This window comes from Bifidobacterium angulatum DSM 20098 = JCM 7096, assembly GCF_001025155.1.
In the GTDB taxonomy this organism is placed as follows: domain Bacteria; phylum Actinomycetota; class Actinomycetes; order Actinomycetales; family Bifidobacteriaceae; genus Bifidobacterium; species Bifidobacterium angulatum.
Genome location: NZ_AP012322.1, coordinates 1744340 through 1767741 on the forward strand (window position 1 = coordinate 1744340; position 23402 = coordinate 1767741).

At 60.0% G+C, this 23402-nt stretch carries 16 protein-coding genes and 1 tRNA gene; 8 read left to right on the forward strand and 9 right to left on the reverse strand.

Features of this window, described 5'->3' with window-relative positions; all coding sequences use genetic code 11:
* Window positions 1–130: 130 nt before the first annotated feature.
* From BBAG_RS07065 to BBAG_RS07085, 5 genes are all read right to left on the reverse strand, one after another.
* A complete protein-coding gene (locus BBAG_RS07065; RefSeq protein ID WP_003824963.1) occupies window positions 131–1957 on the reverse strand; it encodes a [protein-PII] uridylyltransferase family protein in 1827 nt (608 codons plus the stop codon).
* 170 nt (window positions 1958–2127) lie between these two features.
* A complete protein-coding gene (locus BBAG_RS07070; protein ID WP_003824965.1) occupies window positions 2128–2466 on the reverse strand; it encodes a P-II family nitrogen regulator in 339 nt (112 codons plus the stop codon).
* A 1-nt stretch (window position 2467) separates the two neighbouring features.
* Window positions 2468–3754 carry an ammonium transporter gene (locus tag BBAG_RS07075; protein WP_003824967.1) on the reverse strand — a complete coding sequence of 429 codons (1287 nt, stop codon included), beginning with the start codon at window positions 3752–3754 and terminating at the stop codon, window positions 2468–2470.
* A gap of 209 nt (window positions 3755–3963) precedes the next feature.
* Window positions 3964–5226: a signal recognition particle-docking protein FtsY gene (gene ftsY / locus BBAG_RS07080; RefSeq protein ID WP_003824969.1), complete on the reverse strand. Its 1263-nt coding sequence runs from the start codon at window positions 5224–5226 to the stop codon at window positions 3964–3966.
* Between the two features lie 315 nt (window positions 5227–5541).
* On the reverse strand, window positions 5542–5835 hold the full coding sequence (locus tag BBAG_RS07085) for a DUF2089 family protein (RefSeq protein WP_003824972.1): 294 nt from the start codon (window positions 5833–5835) through the stop codon (window positions 5542–5544).
* Between the two features lie 206 nt (window positions 5836–6041).
* On the opposite strand from BBAG_RS07085, the gene BBAG_RS07090 reads away from it, so the two are divergent.
* Window positions 6042–6749: a TetR/AcrR family transcriptional regulator gene (locus BBAG_RS07090; protein WP_003824975.1), complete on the forward strand. Its 708-nt coding sequence runs from the start codon at window positions 6042–6044 to the stop codon at window positions 6747–6749.
* A gap of 59 nt (window positions 6750–6808) precedes the next feature.
* Window positions 6809–7843, forward strand: coding sequence for a glycosyltransferase family 2 protein (locus BBAG_RS07095; protein ID WP_003824976.1), 1035 nt, complete (start codon window positions 6809–6811; stop codon window positions 7841–7843).
* Window positions 7844–8258: 415 nt separating this feature from the next.
* Here the strand turns inward: BBAG_RS07095 and BBAG_RS07100 are convergent, their stop codons facing one another.
* A complete protein-coding gene (locus tag BBAG_RS07100; RefSeq protein ID WP_003824978.1) occupies window positions 8259–9767 on the reverse strand; it encodes a C69 family dipeptidase in 1509 nt (502 codons plus the stop codon).
* 261 nt (window positions 9768–10028) lie between these two features.
* Here BBAG_RS07100 and BBAG_RS07105 point away from each other — a divergent pair.
* From BBAG_RS07105 to BBAG_RS07115, 3 genes are all read left to right on the forward strand, one after another.
* Window positions 10029–10101: transfer RNA gene (locus tag BBAG_RS07105), tRNA-Lys, on the forward strand.
* A 513-nt stretch (window positions 10102–10614) separates the two neighbouring features.
* Window positions 10615–12609: a hypothetical protein gene (locus BBAG_RS07110; RefSeq protein WP_047750170.1), complete on the forward strand. Its 1995-nt coding sequence runs from the start codon at window positions 10615–10617 to the stop codon at window positions 12607–12609.
* Window positions 12610–13308: 699 nt separating this feature from the next.
* A complete protein-coding gene (locus tag BBAG_RS07115) occupies window positions 13309–14499 on the forward strand; it encodes a pyridoxal phosphate-dependent aminotransferase (protein WP_033508934.1) in 1191 nt (396 codons plus the stop codon).
* A gap of 165 nt (window positions 14500–14664) precedes the next feature.
* On the opposite strand, the gene BBAG_RS07120 is transcribed toward BBAG_RS07115, so the two are convergent.
* Window positions 14665–15897: a putative ABC transporter permease gene (locus tag BBAG_RS07120; protein WP_047750172.1), complete on the reverse strand. Its 1233-nt coding sequence runs from the start codon at window positions 15895–15897 to the stop codon at window positions 14665–14667.
* Window positions 15898–16236: 339 nt separating this feature from the next.
* On the opposite strand from BBAG_RS07120, the gene BBAG_RS07125 reads away from it, so the two are divergent.
* From BBAG_RS07125 to BBAG_RS07135, 3 genes are read left to right on the forward strand one after another with little or no spacing between them, the layout of a single operon-like run.
* Complete coding sequence (locus tag BBAG_RS07125; protein ID WP_003824986.1) at window positions 16237–18774, forward strand: YhgE/Pip domain-containing protein; 2538 nt, start codon at window positions 16237–16239, stop codon at window positions 18772–18774.
* Complete coding sequence (locus BBAG_RS07130) at window positions 18771–20957, forward strand: YhgE/Pip domain-containing protein (RefSeq protein WP_003824988.1); 2187 nt, start codon at window positions 18771–18773, stop codon at window positions 20955–20957. Before BBAG_RS07125 ends, BBAG_RS07130 begins: the two co-directional genes overlap by 4 nt.
* A 48-nt stretch (window positions 20958–21005) precedes the next feature.
* Window positions 21006–21692, forward strand: a complete 687-nt coding sequence (locus BBAG_RS07135) for a TetR/AcrR family transcriptional regulator (protein WP_047750175.1) — start codon at window positions 21006–21008, stop codon at window positions 21690–21692.
* A gap of 242 nt (window positions 21693–21934) precedes the next feature.
* Here the strand turns inward: BBAG_RS07135 and BBAG_RS07140 are convergent, their stop codons facing one another.
* Together BBAG_RS07140 and BBAG_RS07145 are read right to left on the reverse strand one after the other, a co-directional pair.
* Window positions 21935–22489 carry an FMN-binding protein gene (locus BBAG_RS07140; RefSeq protein ID WP_003824994.1) on the reverse strand — a complete coding sequence of 185 codons (555 nt, stop codon included), beginning with the start codon at window positions 22487–22489 and terminating at the stop codon, window positions 21935–21937.
* 51 nt (window positions 22490–22540) lie between these two features.
* Window positions 22541–23341 carry an ABC transporter ATP-binding protein gene (locus tag BBAG_RS07145; RefSeq protein ID WP_003824995.1) on the reverse strand — a complete coding sequence of 267 codons (801 nt, stop codon included), beginning with the start codon at window positions 23339–23341 and terminating at the stop codon, window positions 22541–22543.
* Window positions 23342–23402: the final 61 nt, after the last annotated feature.

A 23402-nucleotide genomic window follows, 5' to 3' on the forward strand; every position in this document is an offset into this window, starting at 1 on the left:
ATAAGTCGGTGTATAACATGAGGATAACTTTTCCACAATGATCAGCCGAGTTGCAGAAATGCACATTCCATGGTAAATCGTTCGACGTATTCACCAAAACCCTTATTTTCCAACCATTTTGCCCTGCCAGTCACATGTGGTAGCGCGCGGCGGCGTACATGGTGCGCACCAGGCTCTCACGCCACCTGCTCCACCCGTACTGTTTGCCGATCGTCTCCCCCGCCGTGGCACCCAATGACGAGCCGTCGGCGCGTGTGAGATCGAACAGCATATCCAACAGCACCGGGTCGCGGTCCACACATGCGGCAAGATCGTCGCCCACCACGGGATCATTGGGATTCCTGCCGGTCGCATAGTCGGACAGCGTCAGATGCTCGCGCACCAGCACCGTCACCCACCGGACCGTATCCGCGCTATACCCCATACGTTTCAGAATGGCACCGGCATGGCGGGCGCCCTCGGCCGCATGGTCGCGCACCCCAGGGCGTTTGCCGATATCATGCAGGATGCCTGCCAGCAGCAACGCATGATAGTGCGCGTCGTCATACGGCGTTCCGCTTGGCGACATACGGCCAAGCCTGGTCACCACCTCGACCATATGACGGTCGATGGTGTAGCGATGCGCGGCGGAAGCGCTCGGGCGATTGCGCACGCCCAGCCATTCGGGAATCCACCGCCCCGGAATATCCACAAAATCAAGCTCCTCCCACACGCTCAACAACGATTCGGAACATTCCAGCAGCCGCACGAACAGTTCACGCGATTCCTCATCCCACACGCTGTCTCGAATCGGGCAACGCCTGAGATTATTCAGCGTGGCCGGTGCGATGGGCAGCCCCGATTCGGCGGCGGCCACACCCACGCGCAACGCCAGCGTGGCATCCGCTGCCGGGTCGACGCCGGGGGCAAGCACCACCTCGCCCTCATGCTTGGCGATGCCGGGGGCGAGCAGTTCGAACTTCGGCGCCTCACGCTTGCCATGCGCCCAGGGCTTGGCCAATTGGAAGAACGCGAACCGCGGCTTCTCATGCGTAAGCGAATGCCCGGCACGGGACGCTGTGGCATCAAGCGAAAACGCGATCTGCCGGCCAAGACGGGCCAATAGCGTCTGCAAATCGTCGATGGACTTCGCCTCGCGTTCGCCTTGCGGCAACGTCGGATCGGCAAGCCCCAGCATCGCGGCGACCTTGGCCTGGTAGGGCGACAGCAGCCTGTTCGCATCCTTGCCGGCCACCAGATGAATGCAGTCGCGTACATCAAGCAACCGTTCAACCGCATCGTCATAGCGCCCATGCGGGCGGTCGGCCAGCCAGGACGCGGCCAGCGCCGACACCAGCACTGAATCGCGCAAACCGCCGCGCGCCTCCTTGATATCAGGCTGATTGAGATATTCCATGCGACCGAATTCGTCGAGTCTGGCCTTGGCGGAATCAAGCAGTTCAGGCAGACGCTTGCGGGCGGCCTTACGCCACCGTTCCAGAATCGACAACGCCGTGGTGCGGATCAGCTCCACATCGCCGGCGATCGGCACCACGTCCAGCCAGCCCATCGCAGCAGGCAGATCATGGTCGGTGACCGCCTCGCATTGTACGCGCGTACGCACCGACTGGTCTAAGTCAAGCCCGCAATCCCACACCGGGTACCACAATTTGTTCGCCAACGCATTCAACTGCTGATCGTTCAGCGCCTTGGCGTCGTAGATGAGCACCAGGTCGAGATCCGAGCACGGGCCCACCTGCCCGCGAGCCAACGATCCCACCGCCCCCAAGCCCACGCCCGTCTTCGGCACGTCGAATGCCACCGCCTCGCACGCCTCATCCCACAGGTCACGCAGGCACGCCATCGCCAGATCGGTTCTGGCCTTGCGTTTTGCCGCCCCATCGCGGTACACGCCGTCCCCGTCGGCGCGGCTCATCTCCATGAACCGCTGTTTCAGCCCGTCAACCGCCGAAGTCATCGCCCATCATCCCTTTCTTTCCACTTCCATGTGCGCGTCGTGCGCGATCAACGACCCTGCGTAACCCGTAGCCTCGCAATCCGCTCCCGCAACCCGCCCCGAGTACACGAATCCCCGCATGGAGACCGGCTCACATGCGGGGATTCATATCATTTCGAAGCAATCGCGGATCAAATCGCGGCAGAACCGGTTTCGCCGGTACGCACGCGGGTCACGGAATCCAGCGGAGCGACCCAGACCTTGCCGTCACCGATCGTGCCGGTGCCGGCCGCCTTGACGATTACACCGACCAGTGTTTCCGCATCGGCATCGTCGGACAGCACCTCGATGCGGATCTTCGGAATCAGATCGACGGTGTATTCGGCACCACGGTAGATCTCGGTGTGGCCGCGCTGACGACCATACCCGTTAGCCTCCGAAACGGTCAGTCCATGCACGCCCGCCGCTGCAAGGGATTCCTTGACTTCATCGAGTTTATGCGGCTGGATGATAGCGGTGATGAGCTTCATCTCACCTCACCTCCTTGAGAACGGAGCTGGCAGTACCAGCGAAATCATACGCGCGTTCGCCCTGATCGGCGAGATCGATACCGCCGACCTCCTGGGCTTCGGTGACGCGCCAACCGATGGTCTTCTCGAGTGCGAAGGCGATGATACCGGTAATCACGGCGGACCAGATGATGGCCACGAGCGCGACGAGCAGCTGCACGACCAGCTGACGCCAATCGCCACCAGCCAGCAGACCAGTGCCCTCACCGAAGAAGCCGATGAGCACGGTGCCGGTGAAGCCACCCACGCCGTGGACGCCGACCACATCAAGGGAATCATCGTAACCGAGCTTGAACTTCAAACCGCAGGCCAGGCAGGTGAGCACACCGGCGATGGCACCCATCACCATGGCCCACAGCGGGGACACCACATCGGCGGCCGGAGTGATGGCGACCAGGCCGGCGACGATACCGGAAGCGGCACCCATCGCGGTGTAATGGCCGGTGCGGATCTTCTCGGTGAAGCCCCAGGACAGCATTGCGGCGGCGGTGGCGGCGGACGTGGAAACCCACGCGTAGCCGGCGGTGCCGTTGGCGGCGAACGCGGAACCGGCGTTGAAGCCGAACCAGCCGAACCACAGCAGGAAGGCGCCGAGCATGACGAACGGAACATTGTGCGGACGGAACGGCTGCATGCCGAAGCCCTTACGCTTGCCGATGATCAGCACGATGATCAGTGCGGCGACTGCGGCGTTGATATGGACGACCGTACCACCTGCGAAATCGTGGGCGGCGGCACCAATGGCCTGGGAGATCGCACCGTCTGAGGACAGCAGACCACCATTCCACACCATGTGTGCGAGTGGAGCGTAATCGAAGGTGATCCACAGCGCCACGAAGATCATCCATGTGCTGTACTTCACACGCTCGGCGATGGCGCCGCAGATCAATGCGACGGTGATCATGGCGAACGCAGCCTGGAACGCCACATCAATGCTCACCGGGTATTTATTGTCGTTCAAACCGGTGGCGGTGAACACACCATCCTTGGCGATCATGGAATCCTTCAGCAGGAAACCGCTGGCAGGGTCACCGAAGATCCCTCCGATGGACTTGCCGGCGTACGCGATCGACCAGCCCCAGAACACCCAGACAACCATGGTGACCGACAGAGCCGCGGCCTCCATGATCATCATGTTCAGAACGGCCTTCGCACGAACCATGCCTCCATAGAAGAACGCCACGCCTGGCGTCATGAGGAAAACCAGGGATGCGGAAGTCAATATCCATGCGGCATTTCCGGTATCCATGTCACCCTCCCTCTCTTAAATCCAACGCCCATACATCGGGCTTTCTCAGTTATTCGGACCCTAACCGGGCTCACAGTTGTGTAGTGAACGCCGCACGCGTTTTCTGCACGTTACAGCACGTTACACATGTGTTAAACATGTAAAAAGCGTGTTATGCGCGAACGCATGCGGCCAATGATCCCAACGTCTTACAACGCCCAGCGCATCGGTCAGGCGAGAATGCCGTCCACGAAGCCCTCCGGGTCGAACGGGGCGAGATCGTCGGGGCCTTCGCCCAAACCGACCAGCTTGACCGGAACGCCCAGCTCCTTCTGCACGGAAACCACGATGCCGCCCTTGGCGGAACCGTCGAGCTTGGACAGCACCACGCCGGTGATGCCGATCGCCTCGGCGAACACCTTGGCCTGCGCCATGCCGTTCTGCCCGGTGGTGGCGTCGAGTACCAGCAGCACCTCGTCGACCGGCAGGTTCTTCTCCGTCACACGGCGGATCTTGCCCAGCTCATCCATCAGATTCGCCTTGTTCTGCAAGCGCCCGGCCGTATCGATGATGAGCACGTCGGCGTTCTCCTCCTTGGCCTTGGCACTGGCCTCGAAGGCGACGGACGCCGGATCGGCGCCGTCCTTGTCGGAGCGAACCACCGGAACACCCACCTTGGCGCCCCAGGTTTCCAGCTGGTCGGCGGCAGCGGCACGGAACGTATCAGCCGCACCCAGCATGACCTTCTTGCCATCCGCCACAAACAGGCGTGCAAGCTTGCCCGTGGTCGTGGTCTTGCCCGTACCGTTGACGCCGACCATAATAATGACGCTCGGTCTGTTCGCGCCCTCCTTGTCGGCGTTGAGACGACGATCCATATCACGCCCGACCACATCAAGCAGCTTGTCCCGCAGCGCGGCACGCACCTCGGCCGGATCGGACTGGCCTGCGATGCGGGCGTCGTTGCGCAGCTCCTCCACCAGCTGTTCGCTGGCTTCCGCGCCGACATCGGCAAGCAGCAGGGTATCTTCGACATCCTCCCAATCGGATTCGGAGAGCTGATCCTTGGCAAGAATATTGAACAGTGCCTTGCCGAACGGATTGCCGGACTTGGACAAGCGTGCCTTGAGACGCTGCATGCGCGAGCCTGCAGCCTCCGGGGTTTCATGAACCGGTTCGGGCTTGGTTTCGGTGGCTGGTGCAGGAGCCGCCGTTTCGGAAGAGGAAGCTTGAACTGAGGACTTCTGCTGGCTTTCAGCCGGAGCTTTTTCAGCTGCATCAACATTGGAATCAACGGACGGCTTCACCGTGGAAGAATCAGCCGCAGCCGACTTTGCTTCCGCAGCAAGACGGGCATCAGCAGCCGCTTTCGCATCCTCAGTGGACTTGTTGACGGCGTTCTTGCGGGTCTTACCGAGCCACCAACCACCAATCACCAGAATTGCCGCAATAACGACAACAGCGACAATCGCAATAATCACATTCGTATCCATGACTCCAGCCTAAAAAGCGCAACGGACACTCCGGCTCCGCCCCGCGGACGCACCACGAATGTCCGAGCCGCCAGGGGAATAAGGTGCTCTGCCATGCAAGGCATCGATAATGCGATTTTTGACTTCGATATATCTGGTAACGTTTTTATAAATCATGAAGAGTGATTTTTTTGTCTTCTGCTGCCTGCTTTGAAGGACTGCCTCCTTTCTTTAGGGAATTTGCGTAGCGAATCAGGCTCCTCGCGATGAGGAAGACCAGAACGAATACGGCGATTACGCCTAGGATCTCAATCAACAATGCGATCCATGTCCAGCTCATGATTCATCCCTTCTCTTTCTGTACTCGTCTATGAGTATTCGAGCCGTGTCGACGTCGTATCTATCGTCGATGGCGAGACTCTTCACCAAGAGGATGAATGGATCCTCCGTCTCGTTGTCGTTCAACCGTATTTTTTCGATAAGCTTGTCAAGCCGGAGCCTCATGGTCGGGTAGGAGACTTGATACAGCTGGGACATTTGCTTCAGAGATCCTGACGATAGCACGAAGTTCTTGATGAAGGCCAAATCCTCCTCCGCAAGGTTGGCCAACCATTCTGGCAGACGGTCCACATCACCTCCTTTAATAAAATTTATTATTTATTAAATATATTAAAGCTGCAATGAAGCATTGTCAATATGACACACGTGTCCGATTCACCAGAAACGGACAACCACGGCTTCTCAAACCACGCACGCATGACCAATTCGGCAGAATCGGACATCTGAGGCTATCCAGTGGACGTGAAACACTAGGCGACATGGCCAATACATCACGAATGTCGTCCCTGCAGCGCCGCGAACAGCTCATCCACGTGGCCCGTTCGCTGTTCGCGGCCAAAGGATTCGAAGCGGTGAGCGTAGAAGAGATCGCCGCCCACGCCAAGGTCTCCAAGCCGATCGTCTACGAGCATTTCGGCGGCAAGGAAGGCATCTACGCGGTCATCGTGGATAGGGAGATGCGCACCCTGACATCCGTGCTTATCGAATCGCTGTCCGACCCGACCGCCAACCCGCGCCAGATCGTGGAACGCGCGGCCATGGCTCTGCTCACCTACATCGAACAGAACACCGAAGGATTCCAAGTGCTGGTACGCGATTCGCCGACCACGGACCCATCCGGATCGTTCAGCTCACTGCTCGGCGACATCTCGCTACGCGTCGAAGACCTGCTGACCGCGACCTTCAAACGCCAGAAGCTCTCCCCCAAAGGCGTGCCCTACTACGCGCAGATGCTGGTGGGCATGACCGTATTCACCGGCCAGTATTGGGCCGCACACCCGAAAGTCAGCAAGGAGCAGATGGCCGCCTACCTCGTCGATCTGGCATGGCACGGGCTGGGACGACTTGATTCCAAGCCGAAACTGCTGTTCGAAGACACGAAGTCGGCAAGGAAAGCCAGGACCGCCGACAAGACCAACGGCGCCTCTTCCACCCAGGAGGATACAGTGCTACCGTGTGAAGCTGACAGTGAACAGACCGACTGACCTGATCTGAGCCATAGGGTTGAAGAGGACATACGCCAGGGTTGAAGAGGACATACGCTATGACGACAACGGCGAAAACGCTGAGTTTTGTGATTCCTTCATACAATATGGAGGCATATCTCGACCGGTGCGTGAACTCGCTGCTTTCCGCGCACAGAACCGACGATCTTGAGATCCTGATCGTCGACGACGGTTCCAAAGACGGCACCCTCGCCTACGCGCAGAAGCTCGAACGCAACAATCCAGGCATCGTGCGTGCCATTCATCAGGAGAACAAGGGGCATGGCGGCGCGGTGAACACCGGTATCGAGGCGGCGACCGGCAAGTATGTGAAGGTCGTGGACGCCGACGACTGGGTAGGACCGGAATCGTTGGAGGACGTGCTCGCCACCCTGCGTGAGGAGATCACGCGCGACGACCCCATCGACATGCTGGTGACGAACTACGTGTACGACAAGGTCGAGAAACGCCACAAGCATGTGGTGAACTTCCGCCACGCCATGAAGCCGGGCAAGCGCCTGACCTGGGACGATCTGGGGCATTTCGGCCTTGCCGAATACATTCTCATGCACGCGCTGATCTTCCGCACCGACGTGGTACGCGCCTCCGGCATGAAACTGCCCGAGCATACCTTCTACGTGGACTTCATCTACGCCTACCAGCCGTTCCCGTGGGTGAAGACGCTGAAATACCTGGATACGCCGTTCTACCACTATTACATTGGCCGCGAGGGGCAAAGCGTGCAGACCGACGTGATGATCCGGCGTGTGGACCAGTTGCGGCTGGTCAACCAGTGCATGGTCAGGGCGACACCCGAACGCGGCACGGTGCCTGATGGCCTGTACCGGTACATGATCCACTTCCTCGCCATCGAAAGCTCCGTGGCAAGCGTGTTCATGATCCTCTCGAAGGACCCGGCGAACTACGCCAAGAAGGAAGCGCTGTGGAACGACATCAAGGCCTATTCGCCATCGATCTACGCGGATGTACGCAAGAAAGCGATGTCGCGTGCGTTGAACCTGCGCGGTTCGGCCGGTCGGTTCATCATCCGCAGCGGCTACGTGGTGGCCGAAAAGGTGGTTGGCTTCAACTGATTGGTGCCGACTCATCCACTCGGGCTGAATCCGAAGTGCAACGAACAGGATTTGCAGTCACCCGGATTGCGACTACCTGGCTGCGGCCGCTGGTCTCGCGGCACCAATCGAGCAGCGGTTATCTATAACCAGACACTGGTTGAGACGTTGTGTAATTCAGATGAAGTTAACGAACGATTGCACAGACCGGCAGAGACATATTTGCCGAATTGGTGGTGGACATCTTGCGGCAGCCACCACCAACTTGCTTATGTATGGCAGATTTTGCCCTTCCGTTTTATCTGGTTTGCCTATCCGTGGCATCCAAATCGCGTTTCCTCAAGTATGGGCGTTGGAATTCCAACGCCCATACTCCACGTAACGCACTATGAGTGCCACAAATAAGCCACTTCGATAGTGTTACGAGCTCGCAAGATCAGTTCCAGCGGTCGGACATGGCGAAACCGTTATGCATCAGGTTGCTGGACGTGTACAGCACGTCGTTGAGCAGCGTGGTGGCATGCTTACGCAGATATTCCGCCATGTCCTCGTTGGCGGATTCCAAACGCCCCGCGACGACCTCGTCCGCTGGCGTATCCGCCGCCTCGTCCCGCTCCTGCTCCAATGCCGCATCCGTGCGTTCGACCAATCGATGCCCGAACACGCGTGCGTTCTCCGCAAACGCCTCGACAGCGTTGCTGGTCTCGTAGAAATGCGCGTCGGCAAGCGCCGCAATCAGACGATTCGTCCAATACAGGTTGCCGGTGGAGACCTCCGGCGTGGTGTCGCGCAGGTAGGCGGGCGTATCGTTCACGTTCGCATAGAACGGCGTGGCTGCGGTGAACGGGCCGGAACCGTAGGAGATCCACATGATCGAACGGCTGGCGGCGGGCGCATACGGGCGGATCTGCATGGCGACCATGTGACCGGTGCGGTTGATGCCGATCGGGCGGTAGCGGTGGCGGCTTTCCGGGGTGCCGAGCGTACCGTACGGATCGTAGGGGGTGCCTTCGAAGTGGGCGCTCATGAGGAAGTCGATGTCTTCGATGGTGACGGCGTTCTCCGGCACTCGGCACCAGGGGATGTCGTCGGAGGCCGGCGTGTAGCGTGCGGCAGGCGAATCCCAATCCTCGCTCGGGTTGAGGTGGCGCTGCATGTACCAGGCGCGAGGCGTGTTATAGATGTGGTCCTTGGTGGTGGCGGTGCCGAAGGCGGTGCGTGGGTTGAACCGGTCGGGGTCGGCGGCTGCGCCGATGGTGCGGTTGAGATGGTGCGCGTCCATGAATTCGCGCAGGTCGGCGCTGCACAGGTGCTCGCGTTGTTCACCGAAAGCGTCGGCAAGATCGAAGGAGTCGATGCCAAGCTGGTTGGGGATGGTGGCATAGCAGTCGTCGGGAACACGGCGGGCGATCCAATGGTGGCCACCGATGGTTTCCACGTACCAGATCTCGTCCACATCGGAGATGATGACGCCGTTTGCCTCATAGGTGCCGTACTGTTCCAGCAGTGCGCCGAACCGGGCGACGCCTTCGCGCGCGGTGGCCACATACGGCAGCACGAGGGTGATGATGTCCTCCTCGCCGATGCCGCCGGGCGTGCCGTCTTCCTGCAGCCCGACCATGGGGTCGGCGGCAAGCACGCGCTCGTTGACCGCGATGGTTTCGGTGGCGCTCATGGCCACGTTATGCTCGTTGACGCCGGCTTCGGCGAGCACGCCGCGATTGGGCAGCACGTTCGGCACGATGCTGTAGCGGCACGGATCGTCCGGCAGATCTATTTCGACATGGCTCAGCACGCTGCGGTAATGGCGCGGCTGATTGTTGGGCGCGACCGCGATGAAGCGTTTCGGATCGTAACGCCCCGAACCGGAATCATCGTCGCGGGCGATGATGGTGGAGCCGTCGTAACTGGCTTGCTTACCTACGAGAATCGTTGTGCATGACATGCTGACTTACTGTAGGAGGGTGCGCGGAAGAACCACGGGACACGTGATGGCAGAGGCTGTGGCAGGGGCTGCCGCTAGGCCTGCTGCCAGGGCTTGCCACGTTGTAAGGCAAGCGGCGATGCGGCGAAAAGACACTACCGCGAGGATGCTGTGCGAGAATATGCAAGGACACGCGAGGGGCGCATAGGAACCCATGGAAGCCGCTAAGAGACATACGCGTTTGGCATATCACCCAAGGATGCTGTATAATGGTCGACTGTTGCCCCTCTAGCTCAACGGTTAGAGCAGCGTCCTTTTAAGTCGTGGGTTGTGGGTTCGAATCCCACGGGGGGCACCGCGAATCCCTCGGAGCCGTTGGTTCCGAGGGATTTTCTCGTACTCGGACTATACCGTCCCGTCGGGGAATGGAAGTGAAAGCCGGGCGCCCCGAGTACCTTGGGATCCGGCTTTCGCGTTGCTTATACCGATACCCTGGTCATCCGAAGATGAGACCGCCCCGCCTCTCCCTGACGCGGCACATAACACATATAGGTATCTGGCACAGAACGCAAGGACACGAATCCGGAAACCCGTTATATTCCCCGTCGTTTCCATAACCGGCGCGCAAGTACGCTCGATGCCAACGAACACGCCTTACTATTGAAAAGTCATTAGGTGATCACTATTATGTCTACCGGATTTCTTGTGAGGGGGATTTCCGCGCATACAAGGCGATATTTCGAAGGCATCGGCTTGGGGCAACTTGTTACGTAACGAAGAAAGGTTTCCCCAAATGTCTTTTGGTAAAAAGATCATTGCGGGCGTTGCAGCTGTAGCGACTCTGGCTGCCTTGGCACCGGCAGTCGCAATGGCCGATACTGCCCAGAATCAGAACTCTGCAACTTCCGCGCAAGCTGAAGAAGAATTCGCCACGGTGACGTTCTACACCGCTGACGGACACATCATCCAGGGAACCACCTGGCAGAAAGGCACCGCCTTCTCCCAGTACGCCCTGGGCATCCAGGCACCGGCCATCGCAGGCAAGACCTTCACCGGCTGGTCTTACTCCGAGGGCCCCATGCTCAAGGACACCGATCAGGTGTTCGGGGATATCTCCGTGTACGCGACGTACGCGGATACTCCGGCACAGGATGACAACACCCAGTACACCGTCTCCTTCTACGCCGGCACCGACAAGCTCATCCAGACCGTGAGCTACTACGCCAAGGACAAGGCCAAGTTCTCGACCTACGCCGCAGGCATCCAGGCACCGGCCGTCGAGGGCAAGACCTTCACCGGCTGGGGCTTCGCCTCCAACAACGGCAACGTCGCCGTCAACCCGGATGAAGTCGTGACCGGCAACTGGGCCGTGTACGCCATGTACAAGAACAGCCCGAAGCAGGACGACAACACCCAGTACACCGTCTCCTTCTACGCCGGCACCGACAAGCTCATCCAGACCGTGAGCTACTACGCCAAGGACAAGGCCAAGTTCTCCCAGTATGCCCTGGGCATCCAGGCACCGGCCGTCGAGGGCAAGACCTTCACCGGCTGGGGCTTCGCCTCCAACAACGGTGATGTCGCCGTCAACCCGGATGAAGTCGTGACCGGCAACTGGGCCGTGTACGCCATGTACAAGAACAGCCCGAAGCAGGACGACAACACCCAGTACACCGTCTCCTTCTACGCCGGCACCGACAAGCTCATCCAGACCGTGAGCTACTACGCCAAGGACAAGGCCAAGTTCTCCCAGTATGCCCTGGGCATCCAGGCACCGGCCGTCGAGGGCAAGACCTTCACCGGCTGGGGCTTCGCCTCCAACAACGGTGATGTCGCCGTCAACCCGGATGAAGTCGTGACCGGCAACTGGGCCGTGTACGCCATGTACAAGGACGCCCCCGCCAAGGATGACGACACCCTGAACGTCGTCTCCTTCTACGCCGGCACCGACAAGCTCATCCAGACCGTCGGCTACTACGCCAAGGACCACGTCAAGTTCTCCCAGTACGCTGCCGGCATCCAGGCACCGGCCGTCGAGGGCAAGGTCTTCACCGGCTGGGGCTTCGCCTCCAACGACGGCGACGTCCCGGTCGACCCCGACGCCGAGGTCACCGGCAACTGGGCCGTGTACGCCATGTACAAGGACGCCCCCGCCAAGGATGACGACACCCTGAACGTCGTCTCCTTCTACGCCGGCACCGACAAGCTCATCCAGACCGTCGGCTACTACGCCAAGGACCACGTCAAGTTCTCCCAGTACGCTGCCGGCATCCAGGCACCGGCCGTCGAGGGCAAGGTCTTCACCGGCTGGGGCTTCGCCTCCAACGACGGCGACGTCCCGGTCGACCCCGACGCCGAGGTCACCGGCAACTGGGCCGTGTACGCCATGTACAAGGACGCCCCCGCCAAGGATGACGACACCCTGAACGTCGTCTCCTTCTACGCCGGCACCGACAAGCTCATCCAGACCGTCGGCTACTACGCCAAGGACCACGTCAAGTTCTCCCAGTACGCTGCCGGCATCCAGGCACCGGCCGTCGAGGGCAAGGTCTTCACCGGCTGGGGCTTCGCCTCCAACGACGGCGACGTCCCGGTCGACCCCGACGCCGAGGTCACCGGCAACTGGGCCGTGTACGCCATGTACAAGGACGCCCCGAAGCAGGACAACAAGAAGGATGACGTCAAGCCGGCCGACACCGTCACGAAGAATGATGCCAAGAAGAACAACAACAAGACCGTTGCTCAGAAGATCCAGCAGGCTGTCCTCAGCGACACCGGCGCTGCGGTGAGCGGCGTCGTGGTGTTCGCCGTGATCGCCCTGATCGGCTTCGCCGGCATCACCATTCTGCGCAAGCGCATCTGAGCCTCGTCTCAACCGTGACACAGATTGGTTTCGTGTAGTGCTCCATACAGGGAACCAACGCGAAACCGATCTGTGGCTCAAAGCGCGGGAGCTTTGTTGAATAGACGATTCAGTAAAGCTCCTACCGACGCTAATGGATATATAACATAAGACTTGGCTGGCTGCTGGAAGGGCCAAACCTCAAACGCAGCTGACAGATGAGGAGGGGCCTTCGAAAACACTTCCTTATCCCGATGCGCTGCCCTTACCGGCGGCCAGTCAACCAGGCTCTGGAGATCATCTGATCTCCAGAGCTTTTTTATTCGGCGGGAAACCGCCAAACTTCAGCATAGCGTAAGCGTGCACTTCGAAAACACGCCCAAGGCTTTCTGACAATTCCCCGACCATCCCACAGGCCTTACCGCAATAAGCCGGAGAACCGCAGCGCACATTCCCTCACGAAATCCGTGCTGCAGCAAAACATGAACTATAGGGGGGGGGGAGAGACTTATACACACACTTCAGATGCCCCCCACTGAGGGGAATGAAGGTGAAAGCGCAATCGGATGGATTTTGCCTGAAAACGGTAGAGGGAACGGGCAGCAGGGGGAGGATGACAAAAGAGCGGGCAGGGGCCGGAATATGGCGGGTGGGGGCGCGTATGCCGGGATATACTGAGACGCGAATACGGCAAAAATGAACAAGCACGGGAGGAAGCCGATGATCAACGAGCAATACAAGGCGATGCTGGGCGGCAAGTCCGTCATCCGCGAACTGAGCGAATACGCCACCAAGCGCGGCGCGGAAATCGGCTACGAGAACGTCTTCGACTTCTCCCTAGGCAACCCCTCCGTGCCGGCACCGCAGGACTTCACCGACGCCATGGTGGATCTGTACGAGCATGGCGATCCGGTCGCCATCCACGGCTACTCCCCCTCGCTGGGCATCCCCTCCGTATGCGCCACCATCGCGGACTCCCTGAACCGCCGCTTCGGCATGGACTACGAAGGCCGCCACATCTTCCCCACCACGGGTGCGGCGGGCGCATTGTCGCACGCCATGCGAGCCGTGACCAAGCCGGGCGACGAAATCATCACCTTCGCCCCATACTTCCCCGAATACCAGCCGTATGTGAACGGCACCGGCGCGCACCTGACGGTCATCCCCGCCGACACCGCCAGCTTCCAGATCAACTTCGAGGCATTCGAGGCAGCGCTGAACCCGAACGTGCAGGCCATCCTCATCAACACCCCGAACAATCCTTCGGGCGCGGTGTATTCCGCCGAAACGCTGACCCGCCTGGCCTCGATCCTGGAAGCCAAGCAGAGCGAATACGGCCACGACATCTTCCTGATCAGCGACGAGCCCTACCGCGAGATCGTGTTCGACGGCAACACGCAGCCCTACCCGGCACGCTTCTATGCCAACACACTCACCTGCTACTCGTTCTCCAAGTCGCTCTCGCTGCCGGGCGAGCGCATCGGCTACGTGGCCGTGAACCCGAAAGCCACCGACGCCGACCTGCTGGTGCCGATGATGGGCCAGATCAGCCGTGGCACCGGCCACAACTGCCCGCCAAGCTCGATCCAGTTGGGCGTGGCGAAGGTCATCGACGAGACCAGCGACCTGAGCGTCTACGAGACGAACATGAACCTGCTCTACGATGCGCTCACCTCGCTCGGCTTCGACGTGGTGCGCCCGGGCGGTACGTTCTACATCTTCCCGAAGGCGCTGGAGGAGGATGCCACCGCGTTCTGCATGAAGGCCAAGGACTACGACCTGATCCTGGTGCCGTCCGAAAGCTTCGGCGTTCCGGGCTACTTCCGCATGGCGTACTGCATCGACACGGAGAAGGTGAAGCGTTCAATCGACGCACTGGGACGCTTCGTGCACGAACAGTACGGCAAGTGATACCACGCCGGCCGGCATAATACCGTACGACGCGTAAGTGGGCGTGATGGACTGCTCTCCATCACGCCCACTACGCGTATATACACAGTTTCGCATAACCGCATACCAGTGCCATGCGCGCACCTGCCGGCACTCTGCGAAGACCACAGAGACACGAAGGGAAAGCTATGGGCGCCCGGCCACGCTCGGATCGATATGCATGGTAGGCAGACGCTGTTCCATCACCTCGTTGGGGAAGTGCAGGTTGATCCATTGCACGACCGGCGAGTCGGAGTGGATGCCGGCAAGACGCATATACCAGCAGTCGATGGCCATCAGCGTGAACAACGCATCCGCCAGAAGCAGTATGAAGCATACGGAAGTCAGCGTGTAACGGATCTTCCAGGGGATACGGTTGATGCAGTTGAGCAGCGCGGGCAGGATCAGCCGCATCCACACCACGCCAAGCACACCCCAGAAGAACATGAACTGGCCGCAGGTGCGGCCGCCGATCGACAGCCATTTGCCGGTGTAGTCCCACGACTTCATGCCGACCGTGACCTCCATGAACCAGCTGCTGACCCATTCGAACGCGCCGCCCAGCACGGCCGAAGACAGGAAGATCGTGACGACGCTCGACCGGTACATGCGGTTCAAGCAGACGGACACCAGAATCACGCCGAAACCGTAGATCGCGGAGAACTGGCCGTACAGGAAGCTGGCACGGTTCTGATACCCGCCGAACACGACGGCGTGATACACCGTTTCGACCGCGCATCCGAAAACGCAGCCGACCGCGAACAGCCAGAACATGTTGAAGAAGTTCAGCTCCATATACCCTTTGCCGGTGCGGTCGCGGCCAAGCATGCCGTCCTTTTCGTCTTCGAGAAAGGCGTCTCGCTCATCCATGCGCCGCAGCGTGCGCTGCAGACGGCGTTCCTCGCGAAGCCCCGGATCGACCGTGACGGACAATGCCGCCAACAACAGGAACCGCACGACGGCGACCAGCAGATCCCAGCCGATGCCATGCAGGCACAGCGAGAACATGATCTCGATGAACGTCAACGGCATGAGCACGTAAGTCCAGGGAGCGGCACGGTGACGGTCCTTGCGTAGGATCAGCAGCACGCCGAAGACGATCATCAGCGCGGAATTCACCGTGAACAGCACCGTGCCGATCACCGACATGATCACCGTAAGGTTCAACGGATTGACCTGCTGGTAGCCAAGCACCACCGCACTGACCGCTCTGACGATTTCACGCAGCAGCAGCGGCAGCGAAATAATGCCGTCCAGCAGCACCACATCGCCGAATAAGGTGACGATAAGCGGCATATTACGTTCGGCATCACTGGCACGTTTGCGTTTGGCACCCGATTGCGCGCCATGGCGATCGGCATTTCGAACAGAACCCGACATGCTTTCTTCCTTATCTACCCAATATGGACAACGCTAACAAAACAGGCATACTTCGATGCCATGCAACGTAGCGAATCAGCGCTCGGCATGCCGACGAACGGCGCTGCCGACACTGGAATACCGGAATACGCCGTTTTGCCGAACGCATCGGCGGATTGCGCCCGTAGCGAACCGCACCGGCAGGCCGACCGGTCAGCGGCCAGAGTAGGGCAAACGGCTCCGGCGGCTCGACCGATACGCTATGCCGAACGAGCTGGGAACAGGTCGTTGTACGCTACTTGATACGTAGCGCTACGTATCACGTAGCATATAACCGACAAGCGACGCACAAGGAGACCGATGAGCAACGTATTCGCGATACTCGCACGCGACTTCAAACGCTTGCTGAAAGTGCCGTCCGCATGGGTGGTGGCGATAGGACTCGTTCTCATCCCGCCAATGTACGCATGGTTCAACATCCGCGGATTCTGGAACCCCTACCACAACACCAAAGGCATCGAAGTGACCGTGGTGAACAACGACCAGGGCACCACCAACAAGCTCATCGGAAACGCCAACCTCGGTGCCCAGATCATCGCCCAGCTGAAAAACAACGACCAGCTCGGCTGGAACTTCGCCGACGAACAGGAAGGCATGGCCCGCGTCCGCTCCGGCGAATCCTACGCCACCATCGTCATCCCCAAAACCTTCTCCAAAGACCTGGTCGACACCATCACCGGCACCGGCAACCGACCGGAACTCAAGTATTACGTCAACGAAAAAGTCAGCGCCATCGCACCGAAAATCACCGACACCGGCGCAGGCACCGTAGACACCCAAGTGAACAGCACCTTCGTCTCGACCGTGAGCGAAGTGCTTTCCGACGCCCTGAACACCTTCAACGACACCATCTCCACCACAGCCGGCACCATACAAACCACCACCGTGCAATCGCTCGACGAAGCGCAAAGCACCATCGCCTCGGCACGCGGCAAGCTGGCGACAATCATCAACACCATGGACGAGACGCCCGCCACAACCAAGGCCGCACGACAGTCGCTGTCCAGCCTGCAGCAGGCCACCGTAGACGCCGGCAACAGCCTGACCGCCACCTCCACGCTCATCACCACAGCGCAAAACGGCATCAACAATTTCGCCGCCACAACATCCACCGGGCTCGACCAAGGCACCGCGCTGCTCACCCAATCCATGCAGCAGGCGACCACCACCATCAACACCGTCACCACCGGGCTCTCCAGTGCCAACGCCACAGCCGGCAACGCGGTCAGCACCCTGCAAACCGTGAACGACAACACCGCTTCAGTACTGGAAACCCTCAGCAACCTGCCCCTGGCCAGCAGCTCGCCGGAACTCAAAGCCGCCATCGCACAACTGAAGCACAGCACCACGAACGCCGCCGAAACACTACGCGACATCCAGGCATTGAACACCAGCACCGGCAACGCCATCACCACCGTCTCCGACTTGGGCGCCACCGTCAACAACGCGGCGCAGCAATCATTGGACTCCACCAGCAAAGCGCGTTCAGCCATCACCTCGGGCGCTTTGCCGCAGCTCAACAACGGACTGGGATCGCTAGCCGGAGCAACGGGAACACTGGGCGGCGGCCTCAGCAACCAGACCGCACTGGCCAGCCAAGCCAACGTAGTGCTCGACCAGCTCGACAAAGCCAGCGCCGACACCGCGTCCGCATTGCGCACCACCGACAAGGCCCTGGCCAAGCTCGGCGACAGACTCAGCACCGTCGCCACCGACATCACCGCGCTCAACACCTCGGCCATGCTCAGCTCCATGCTCGGCACCGACGGCAACCTCGACACCAAGCGCATCGCCACATTCATGCTCTCCCCCACCGTGCTCGACACCACCGTGCTCTACCCCGTGAACTCCTACGGCTCCGGCATGGCGCCGCTATTCACCAACATGGCATTGTGGGTCGGAGCGTTCGCGCTCGTCGTGATCTTCAAAACCGAAGCCGACGGCGAAGGCATCACCGCCATGACCGCCACACAAGGTTACATGGGCAGATTCCTGTTCCTCTCCGTATTCGCGGCGCTGCAAGGATTCGCCACCACCGTAGGCGACCTGCTGCTCGGCGTGCAAACCGTCAACGCCGCGGCGTTCGTCCTCACCGGAGTGCTCACCTCGCTAGTGGACCTGTCGCTCATCTTCGCGCTATCCACCGCGTTCCTGCACGTGGGCAAAGGCGTCTGCGTCGCGCTCATCATGCTGCAGATCCCCGGCGCTTCAGGCCTCTACCCCATCGAGATGATGCCGAAGTTCTTCCGCACGCTCTACCCGTTCTTCCCGTTCAACTATTCGATCAAAGCGCTTCGCGAAACCATCGGAGGCTTCTACGACGGCCACTGGCTGCAGAACATCGTCTACCTGCTGCTGTTCACCGTCATCGGATTCATCATCGGACTGGTCATCCGCCCGCTCATGGCCAACACCAACCGCATGTTCGCACGGCAGATCCGCGAAGGCGGCATGATCGTCGGCGAAGACGTGCACCTGCCGGGAACCGAATACCGCATCTCCAACGCATTGCAGGCCCTGACGAACCATAGCGGCTACAAGGCATCCATCGAACGCCGCGTCGCACGATTCGAAGCGCTATACCCCAAGCTCAAACGCGGCGCGCTTATCGTCGGACTGGTGGTGCCGATCGTGTTGGCCGTCACCTTCTCGCTGACCACCAACACCAAACTCGAAGCACTGCTCGCCTGGATCATCTGGGTGCTGCTCATCATCGGATTCCTGCTGACCATCGAATTCATACGCGACAGCCTGCGCAGGCAGCGCGAACTCGGCAATCTCGACGACATTCAAATCCGCGACGCCCTCGCGGTACACGAAAGGAGGCACGCCCGATGAAAGCCATCATCCGACTGTTCGCAGGCGACGTGCGCCGCCTGACCAGCAACATCGTCTCCATCATCATCGTGATCGGCCTGACAGTGATCCCTGGACTGTTCACCTGGTTCAACATCGCAGCCAGCTGGGACCCGTTCTCCAACATGAAGAACTTGAAATTCGCCGTCGCCAGCACCGACGAAGGCTACCGCTCCGACCTGCTCCCGGTGAAAATCACCGTGGGAGACCAGGTGCTGAACGCCCTGCGCGCCAACTCGGAACTCGACTGGACGTTCACCAACGAGCATGACGCGATCGAAGGCACGAAATCCGGCAAATACTATGCCGCCATCGTGATTCCGAAAACCTTCAGCAAAACCATGCTGACGTTCTTCTCGTCCAACGCAAGCAACGTCAAAATCCGCTACTACACCAACGAGAAAACCAACGCGCTGACCCCGAACCTCACCAATCAGGGCGCAAGCCAGGTGAGCACGCAGATCAACCAGATGTTCGTCACCACGCTGACCAGCACCGCGCTGTCGCTCGCCTCGCAGCTCTCCCGCGACCTGTCGTCGCCGAAAGCGACCACCGCGTTGAACAACTTCACCGCAAACGTGGAAACACTGGCCGGCACATTGCAGGATTCCTCCAGCACCATCAGCGATTTCAGCGCGCTCACCACATCCGCATCAACACTGCTGACCAGCTCTAGCGCACTACTGCACAACATCTCCCAATCCGGCAAGGACGCAAGCAGCCAATTGCAATCGGCGAAACAAAGCGCCGGCGACCTGGCAGGAGCGCTGAACACCAGCACCACCGCACTGGCGACCGCACTGCGCAGCAGCGCCTCAAGCTACAGCGCCGTCTCGGATTCAGCCGACAAACTGGTCGCCGATTCAGGCAAGCAGATGGCCGACACCGCACAACTGCTCACCACACAAGCCGGGCACGTCAGCGAACAAGCGAAGCAATACCAGACCATCCGCAACACCCTGGCCGCACTGGAACCGCAGATTCCCAGCGCCAACAAACCGGCATTCGACGCACTGCTCGGCCAACTGGACTCGGCGATCGCCACGCAGCACAAGCTGACGGCAAGCCTGAACAAAGCCGCCAGCGACATAACCACGAAAAAAGACGCGGCAAGCAGCCACAACACGCAGATCAAATCCCTGGCATCCCAAGCGCAGCAAACCATAAACGGCATCTCCACCGATTTCGACACAACCATCAGACCGCAGCTGAACACCATCGCGCAATCGGTCAGCAACGCCGCCAGCGCGCTGACCAGCGGCAAAACCGCACTGCAATCCGCCGTAGGCAATGTGGACGAAACCACCGCACAGGCGCAGCAAACCCTCGCCAGCGTGAAGGAATCGCTTGACAAAACGGCGTCCAAACTCGCCGCAACCGGCACCAAGCTCAGCGAGTTCACCACCAAACTCGACGACGCGCTGCACAGTTCCGACCTGGACGAGGTCAAGAAGCTACTGGGATCCGACGCGGACACGCTGGCCGCAACCATCGCCGCACCGGTAACGCTCAAACGCACCGCGGTGTTCCCCGTCGCACAGTTCGGTTCGGCGCTCGCGCCGCTGTACGTGATCATTCCGCTATGGGTAGGCGCCCTGCTGATGGGTGTAACGCTGAAAACCACGGTTTCGCGCCGCACCCGCAAGGAACTAGGCGATCCAAGACCACACCAGCTGTTCCTCGGCCACTACGGCGTGTTCGCACTGATCGCGCTCTTGCAAAGCACGTTCTCGGCGGGCGGCTCCCTGCTGTTCATGCACGTGCAGGCCGTGCACCCCTGGCTGTTCATGCTTACCGGATGGGTAAGCTCGCTGGTGTTCTCGTTCTTCGTGTACACCATGGTGGTGAGCTTCGGTAATGTAGGCAAGGCCATCGGCGTGCTCATGCTCATCATGCAGATCTCCGGGTCGAACGCGGCATACCCGCTGCAGATGCTGCCCTCGTGGCTCAGCTCGATCAGCCCGTTCCTGCCGGCCACCCATGCGGTGACCGCATTGCGCGCTTCGATCGCCGGCATCTACAACATGGATTACTGGAAGGCGATCGGCGCACTGCTGCTGTTCATTCTGCCACTGCTGCTGATCGGACTGGTGCTGCGCAAGCCGTTGATCACGTTCAACCAGTGGTACGTCGCGAACATGGAAAGCACCAAACTAATCGCGTAAATCCCAAGTTGCGGTAGCATGATCGCGATAAGAGAGAAGACACAAGCCATGACCATTGCAATGAAAGTAACGCAGGCGGCCGCCTCGCGCGCGGCCCGCATGCGGGAGGCAACCGACCGTAAAATCATGCAGGCGACGCTGCAGATCGCCACATCGCGCGGCATCGGCGCCGTAACCATCGAAGAGGTGGCACGGCGCTCCGGCGTGGCGAAAACCACGATCTACCGCCGCTACCGCAATACCGGTGACCTGCTGCATAAGATCCAGATCGAGACCAGCAGCACCTTCGAAGTGGACGACCTGACCCCCACGCGCAGCGACCTGCACTGCTTGCTGGACCGCGTGGCCGCGGCCTTCAATGGCGAGATCGGTCTCAAAGCCGTGGGATTGGTGCTGAGTTCGGACAACGATTATGTCAAGGGCCTGGCGAATCAGGTGATCGCGCCGGCCGAACAGCGATTCTACGATTACACTCGCCGTGGCGTGGAGGCGGGGGTCTTCAAGCACGGACTCGATACGGAGTTTCTGTTCAGCACGGTGCTGGGATCGATGCTGGCCTACAAGGCGCTGCAGGAGAGGCAGGCCGGCGTCAAACCTGCCGAAATCGATGCCGATAAGACCGGTACTGCGAATATGCCCGGTGTCAGCAGTGATGCTGGTGCCGACAGCACCAACGACGCCGGAACATGGGCCGACCATATGACGAATCTGCTTTGGCCGGCTTTGGCCGCCTAGGCTTTCCCGCCGTCACTCCCAACTACCCTCCAGCCGTCTTCCCATCATTCTTCTCAAACTACCGACGCTCACATGCCCCTCACCGTCGGTGGTTTGGGAAGAGTCAGTTAGGCCGTCGCGTGACATGCTCGACACACTCAAGGCCGTTCGGCCAAGCCTACGGTCTCACATGCCACACGACGGCCTCCCCTCCCAAACTATCGACGCTCACACGCCCCTCACCGTCGGTAGTTTGGAAAGAGTCAGGATGCCGAAGGAACTGAGGCTTCCTGACGAGCCACCTCCAGGGCTTTGTTGAATGCTTCGGAGGTCCAGCTGGCTCCGGCTATCTTGTCTATTTTCAGCCCTTTGAGCGGTTTGCCGTCCACTACGCCGTTGATTGCGTTGGCGAATGCGGTCTGGTGCTTTTTGGAGATCGAGGTGAACGGGTGGCCGACGATGTCCACGTTCTCGATGTTTCCCTGTTTTATGGTGAGTTTCACGTCGATGGTGTCTTCGCCGACCGGTCCGTACTGGCCGTTGATCTTGTAGGTGCCGTCGGCGTAGTTGCCGGTGTCCTTGTTATCGGATTTCGTGGAGTTCGGGTCATCGGCATGGTTCTTGACGGTATCGTCCGATGAACCCGACGAACCGGAATCCTTCTGCGACTCTTCTTCCTGGGATTGCACGCTTTCGCCAGAATTGCCGGCATATTCGTCGTTCATCGGCGTGGCTTTGGGTTCACCGCACGCGGTCAGCAATGCGAGCCCCGCCGCGGTCAGCGCAACCGCCTTCACCGCATCCTGCTTGTTGGGCATACGTCTCCTTTCCTGTCGGTTATGTGGCCTGATGCTCCGCACCAAGCATTGTTATGCTTCGGAACCGCCTGTTTTGGCGGATTTGGTCGGATCGGCGAAGTCGATGGCCGTCTCGCCATGCTGCGCGCCTTCAGCCACAGAACCGGTGAACGCCGGCTTGCCGCCCGCGGCCTCATAGGCTTTACGCGCTTCCTCATCGTTCCATTTCTCCCCTACCAGTACACCGTGGTTGAGCATGATCTCACGCTGGGCGCAACTGGCGACCAGCGCATCGTGCGTCACCACGATGATCGTCGTGCCTTGCTCATGCAGCTGGCGGAACAGGTCGAGCACGATCTTCTCGTTCTTCTCGTCCAGATTGCCAGTGGGCTCGTCGGCCAGGATGATCTTCGGGCAGTTGATCAGCGCTCGCGCAATGCATACGCGCTGCTGTTCGCCACCGGACAGCTGGCTGGGCAGGTGGTGCGCTCGATCTTTCAATCCCACGCGTTCCAACGCTTCCAGCGCCTGCTGTTCGTTGACCACGGAATGGTAGTACTGCGCCACCATCACGTTTTCCACGGCCGTCAGGTGCGGCACTAGGTAGAACTTCTGGAACACCAGGCCGATCATATTCTTGCGCACGTCGGCCAGCTGCCTGGCGTTGAGGTCTTCCAGCTTGCGGCCTTCGAGTTTCACGGAACCTTTGGTGGGGCTGTCCATACAGCCGATCATGTTCATCAGCGTGGTTTTGCCGGAGCCGGATGAGCCGACGATGGCGAGCCATTGGCCTTGCGGCACGGTGAGATTGAGATCGTCTACGGCGTGCAGTTCGCCGTAGATCTTGCAGATGTGGTCAAGTTCAAGCAGCATTGATTTTCCTTAGTTCAAGCGGTGTCGGATGGTTGCGTGAGCCGGTGGCGTGGGAATGCCC

Excerpts from the sequence above, each read along its gene's own strand:
- BBAG_RS07125 (WP_003824986.1), top strand. The coding sequence starts at position 16,237 with ATGAGCAACGTATTCGCGATACTCGCACGCGACTTCAAACGCTTGCTG.
- BBAG_RS07130 (WP_003824988.1), top strand. The coding sequence starts at position 18,771 with ATGAAAGCCATCATCCGACTGTTCGCAGGCGACGTGCGCCGCCTGACC.
- ftsY (WP_003824969.1), bottom strand. The coding sequence starts at position 5,226 with ATGGATACGAATGTGATTATTGCGATTGTCGCTGTTGTCGTTATTGCG.
- BBAG_RS07145 (WP_003824995.1), bottom strand. The coding sequence starts at position 23,341 with ATGCTGCTTGAACTTGACCACATCTGCAAGATCTACGGCGAACTGCAC.
- BBAG_RS07095 (WP_003824976.1), top strand. The coding sequence starts at position 6,809 with ATGACGACAACGGCGAAAACGCTGAGTTTTGTGATTCCTTCATACAAT.
- BBAG_RS07090 (WP_003824975.1), top strand. The coding sequence starts at position 6,042 with ATGTCGTCCCTGCAGCGCCGCGAACAGCTCATCCACGTGGCCCGTTCG.
- BBAG_RS07135 (WP_047750175.1), top strand. The coding sequence starts at position 21,006 with ATGACCATTGCAATGAAAGTAACGCAGGCGGCCGCCTCGCGCGCGGCC.
- BBAG_RS07100 (WP_003824978.1), bottom strand. The coding sequence starts at position 9,767 with ATGTCATGCACAACGATTCTCGTAGGTAAGCAAGCCAGTTACGACGGC.
- BBAG_RS07065 (WP_003824963.1), bottom strand. The coding sequence starts at position 1,957 with ATGACTTCGGCGGTTGACGGGCTGAAACAGCGGTTCATGGAGATGAGC.
- BBAG_RS07075 (WP_003824967.1), bottom strand. The coding sequence starts at position 3,754 with ATGGATACCGGAAATGCCGCATGGATATTGACTTCCGCATCCCTGGTT.
- BBAG_RS07120 (WP_047750172.1), bottom strand. The coding sequence starts at position 15,897 with ATGTCGGGTTCTGTTCGAAATGCCGATCGCCATGGCGCGCAATCGGGT.
- BBAG_RS07070 (WP_003824965.1), bottom strand. The coding sequence starts at position 2,466 with ATGAAGCTCATCACCGCTATCATCCAGCCGCATAAACTCGATGAAGTC.
- BBAG_RS07115 (WP_033508934.1), top strand. The coding sequence starts at position 13,309 with ATGATCAACGAGCAATACAAGGCGATGCTGGGCGGCAAGTCCGTCATC.
- BBAG_RS07110 (WP_047750170.1), top strand. The coding sequence starts at position 10,615 with ATGGCCGATACTGCCCAGAATCAGAACTCTGCAACTTCCGCGCAAGCT.
- BBAG_RS07140 (WP_003824994.1), bottom strand. The coding sequence starts at position 22,489 with ATGCCCAACAAGCAGGATGCGGTGAAGGCGGTTGCGCTGACCGCGGCG.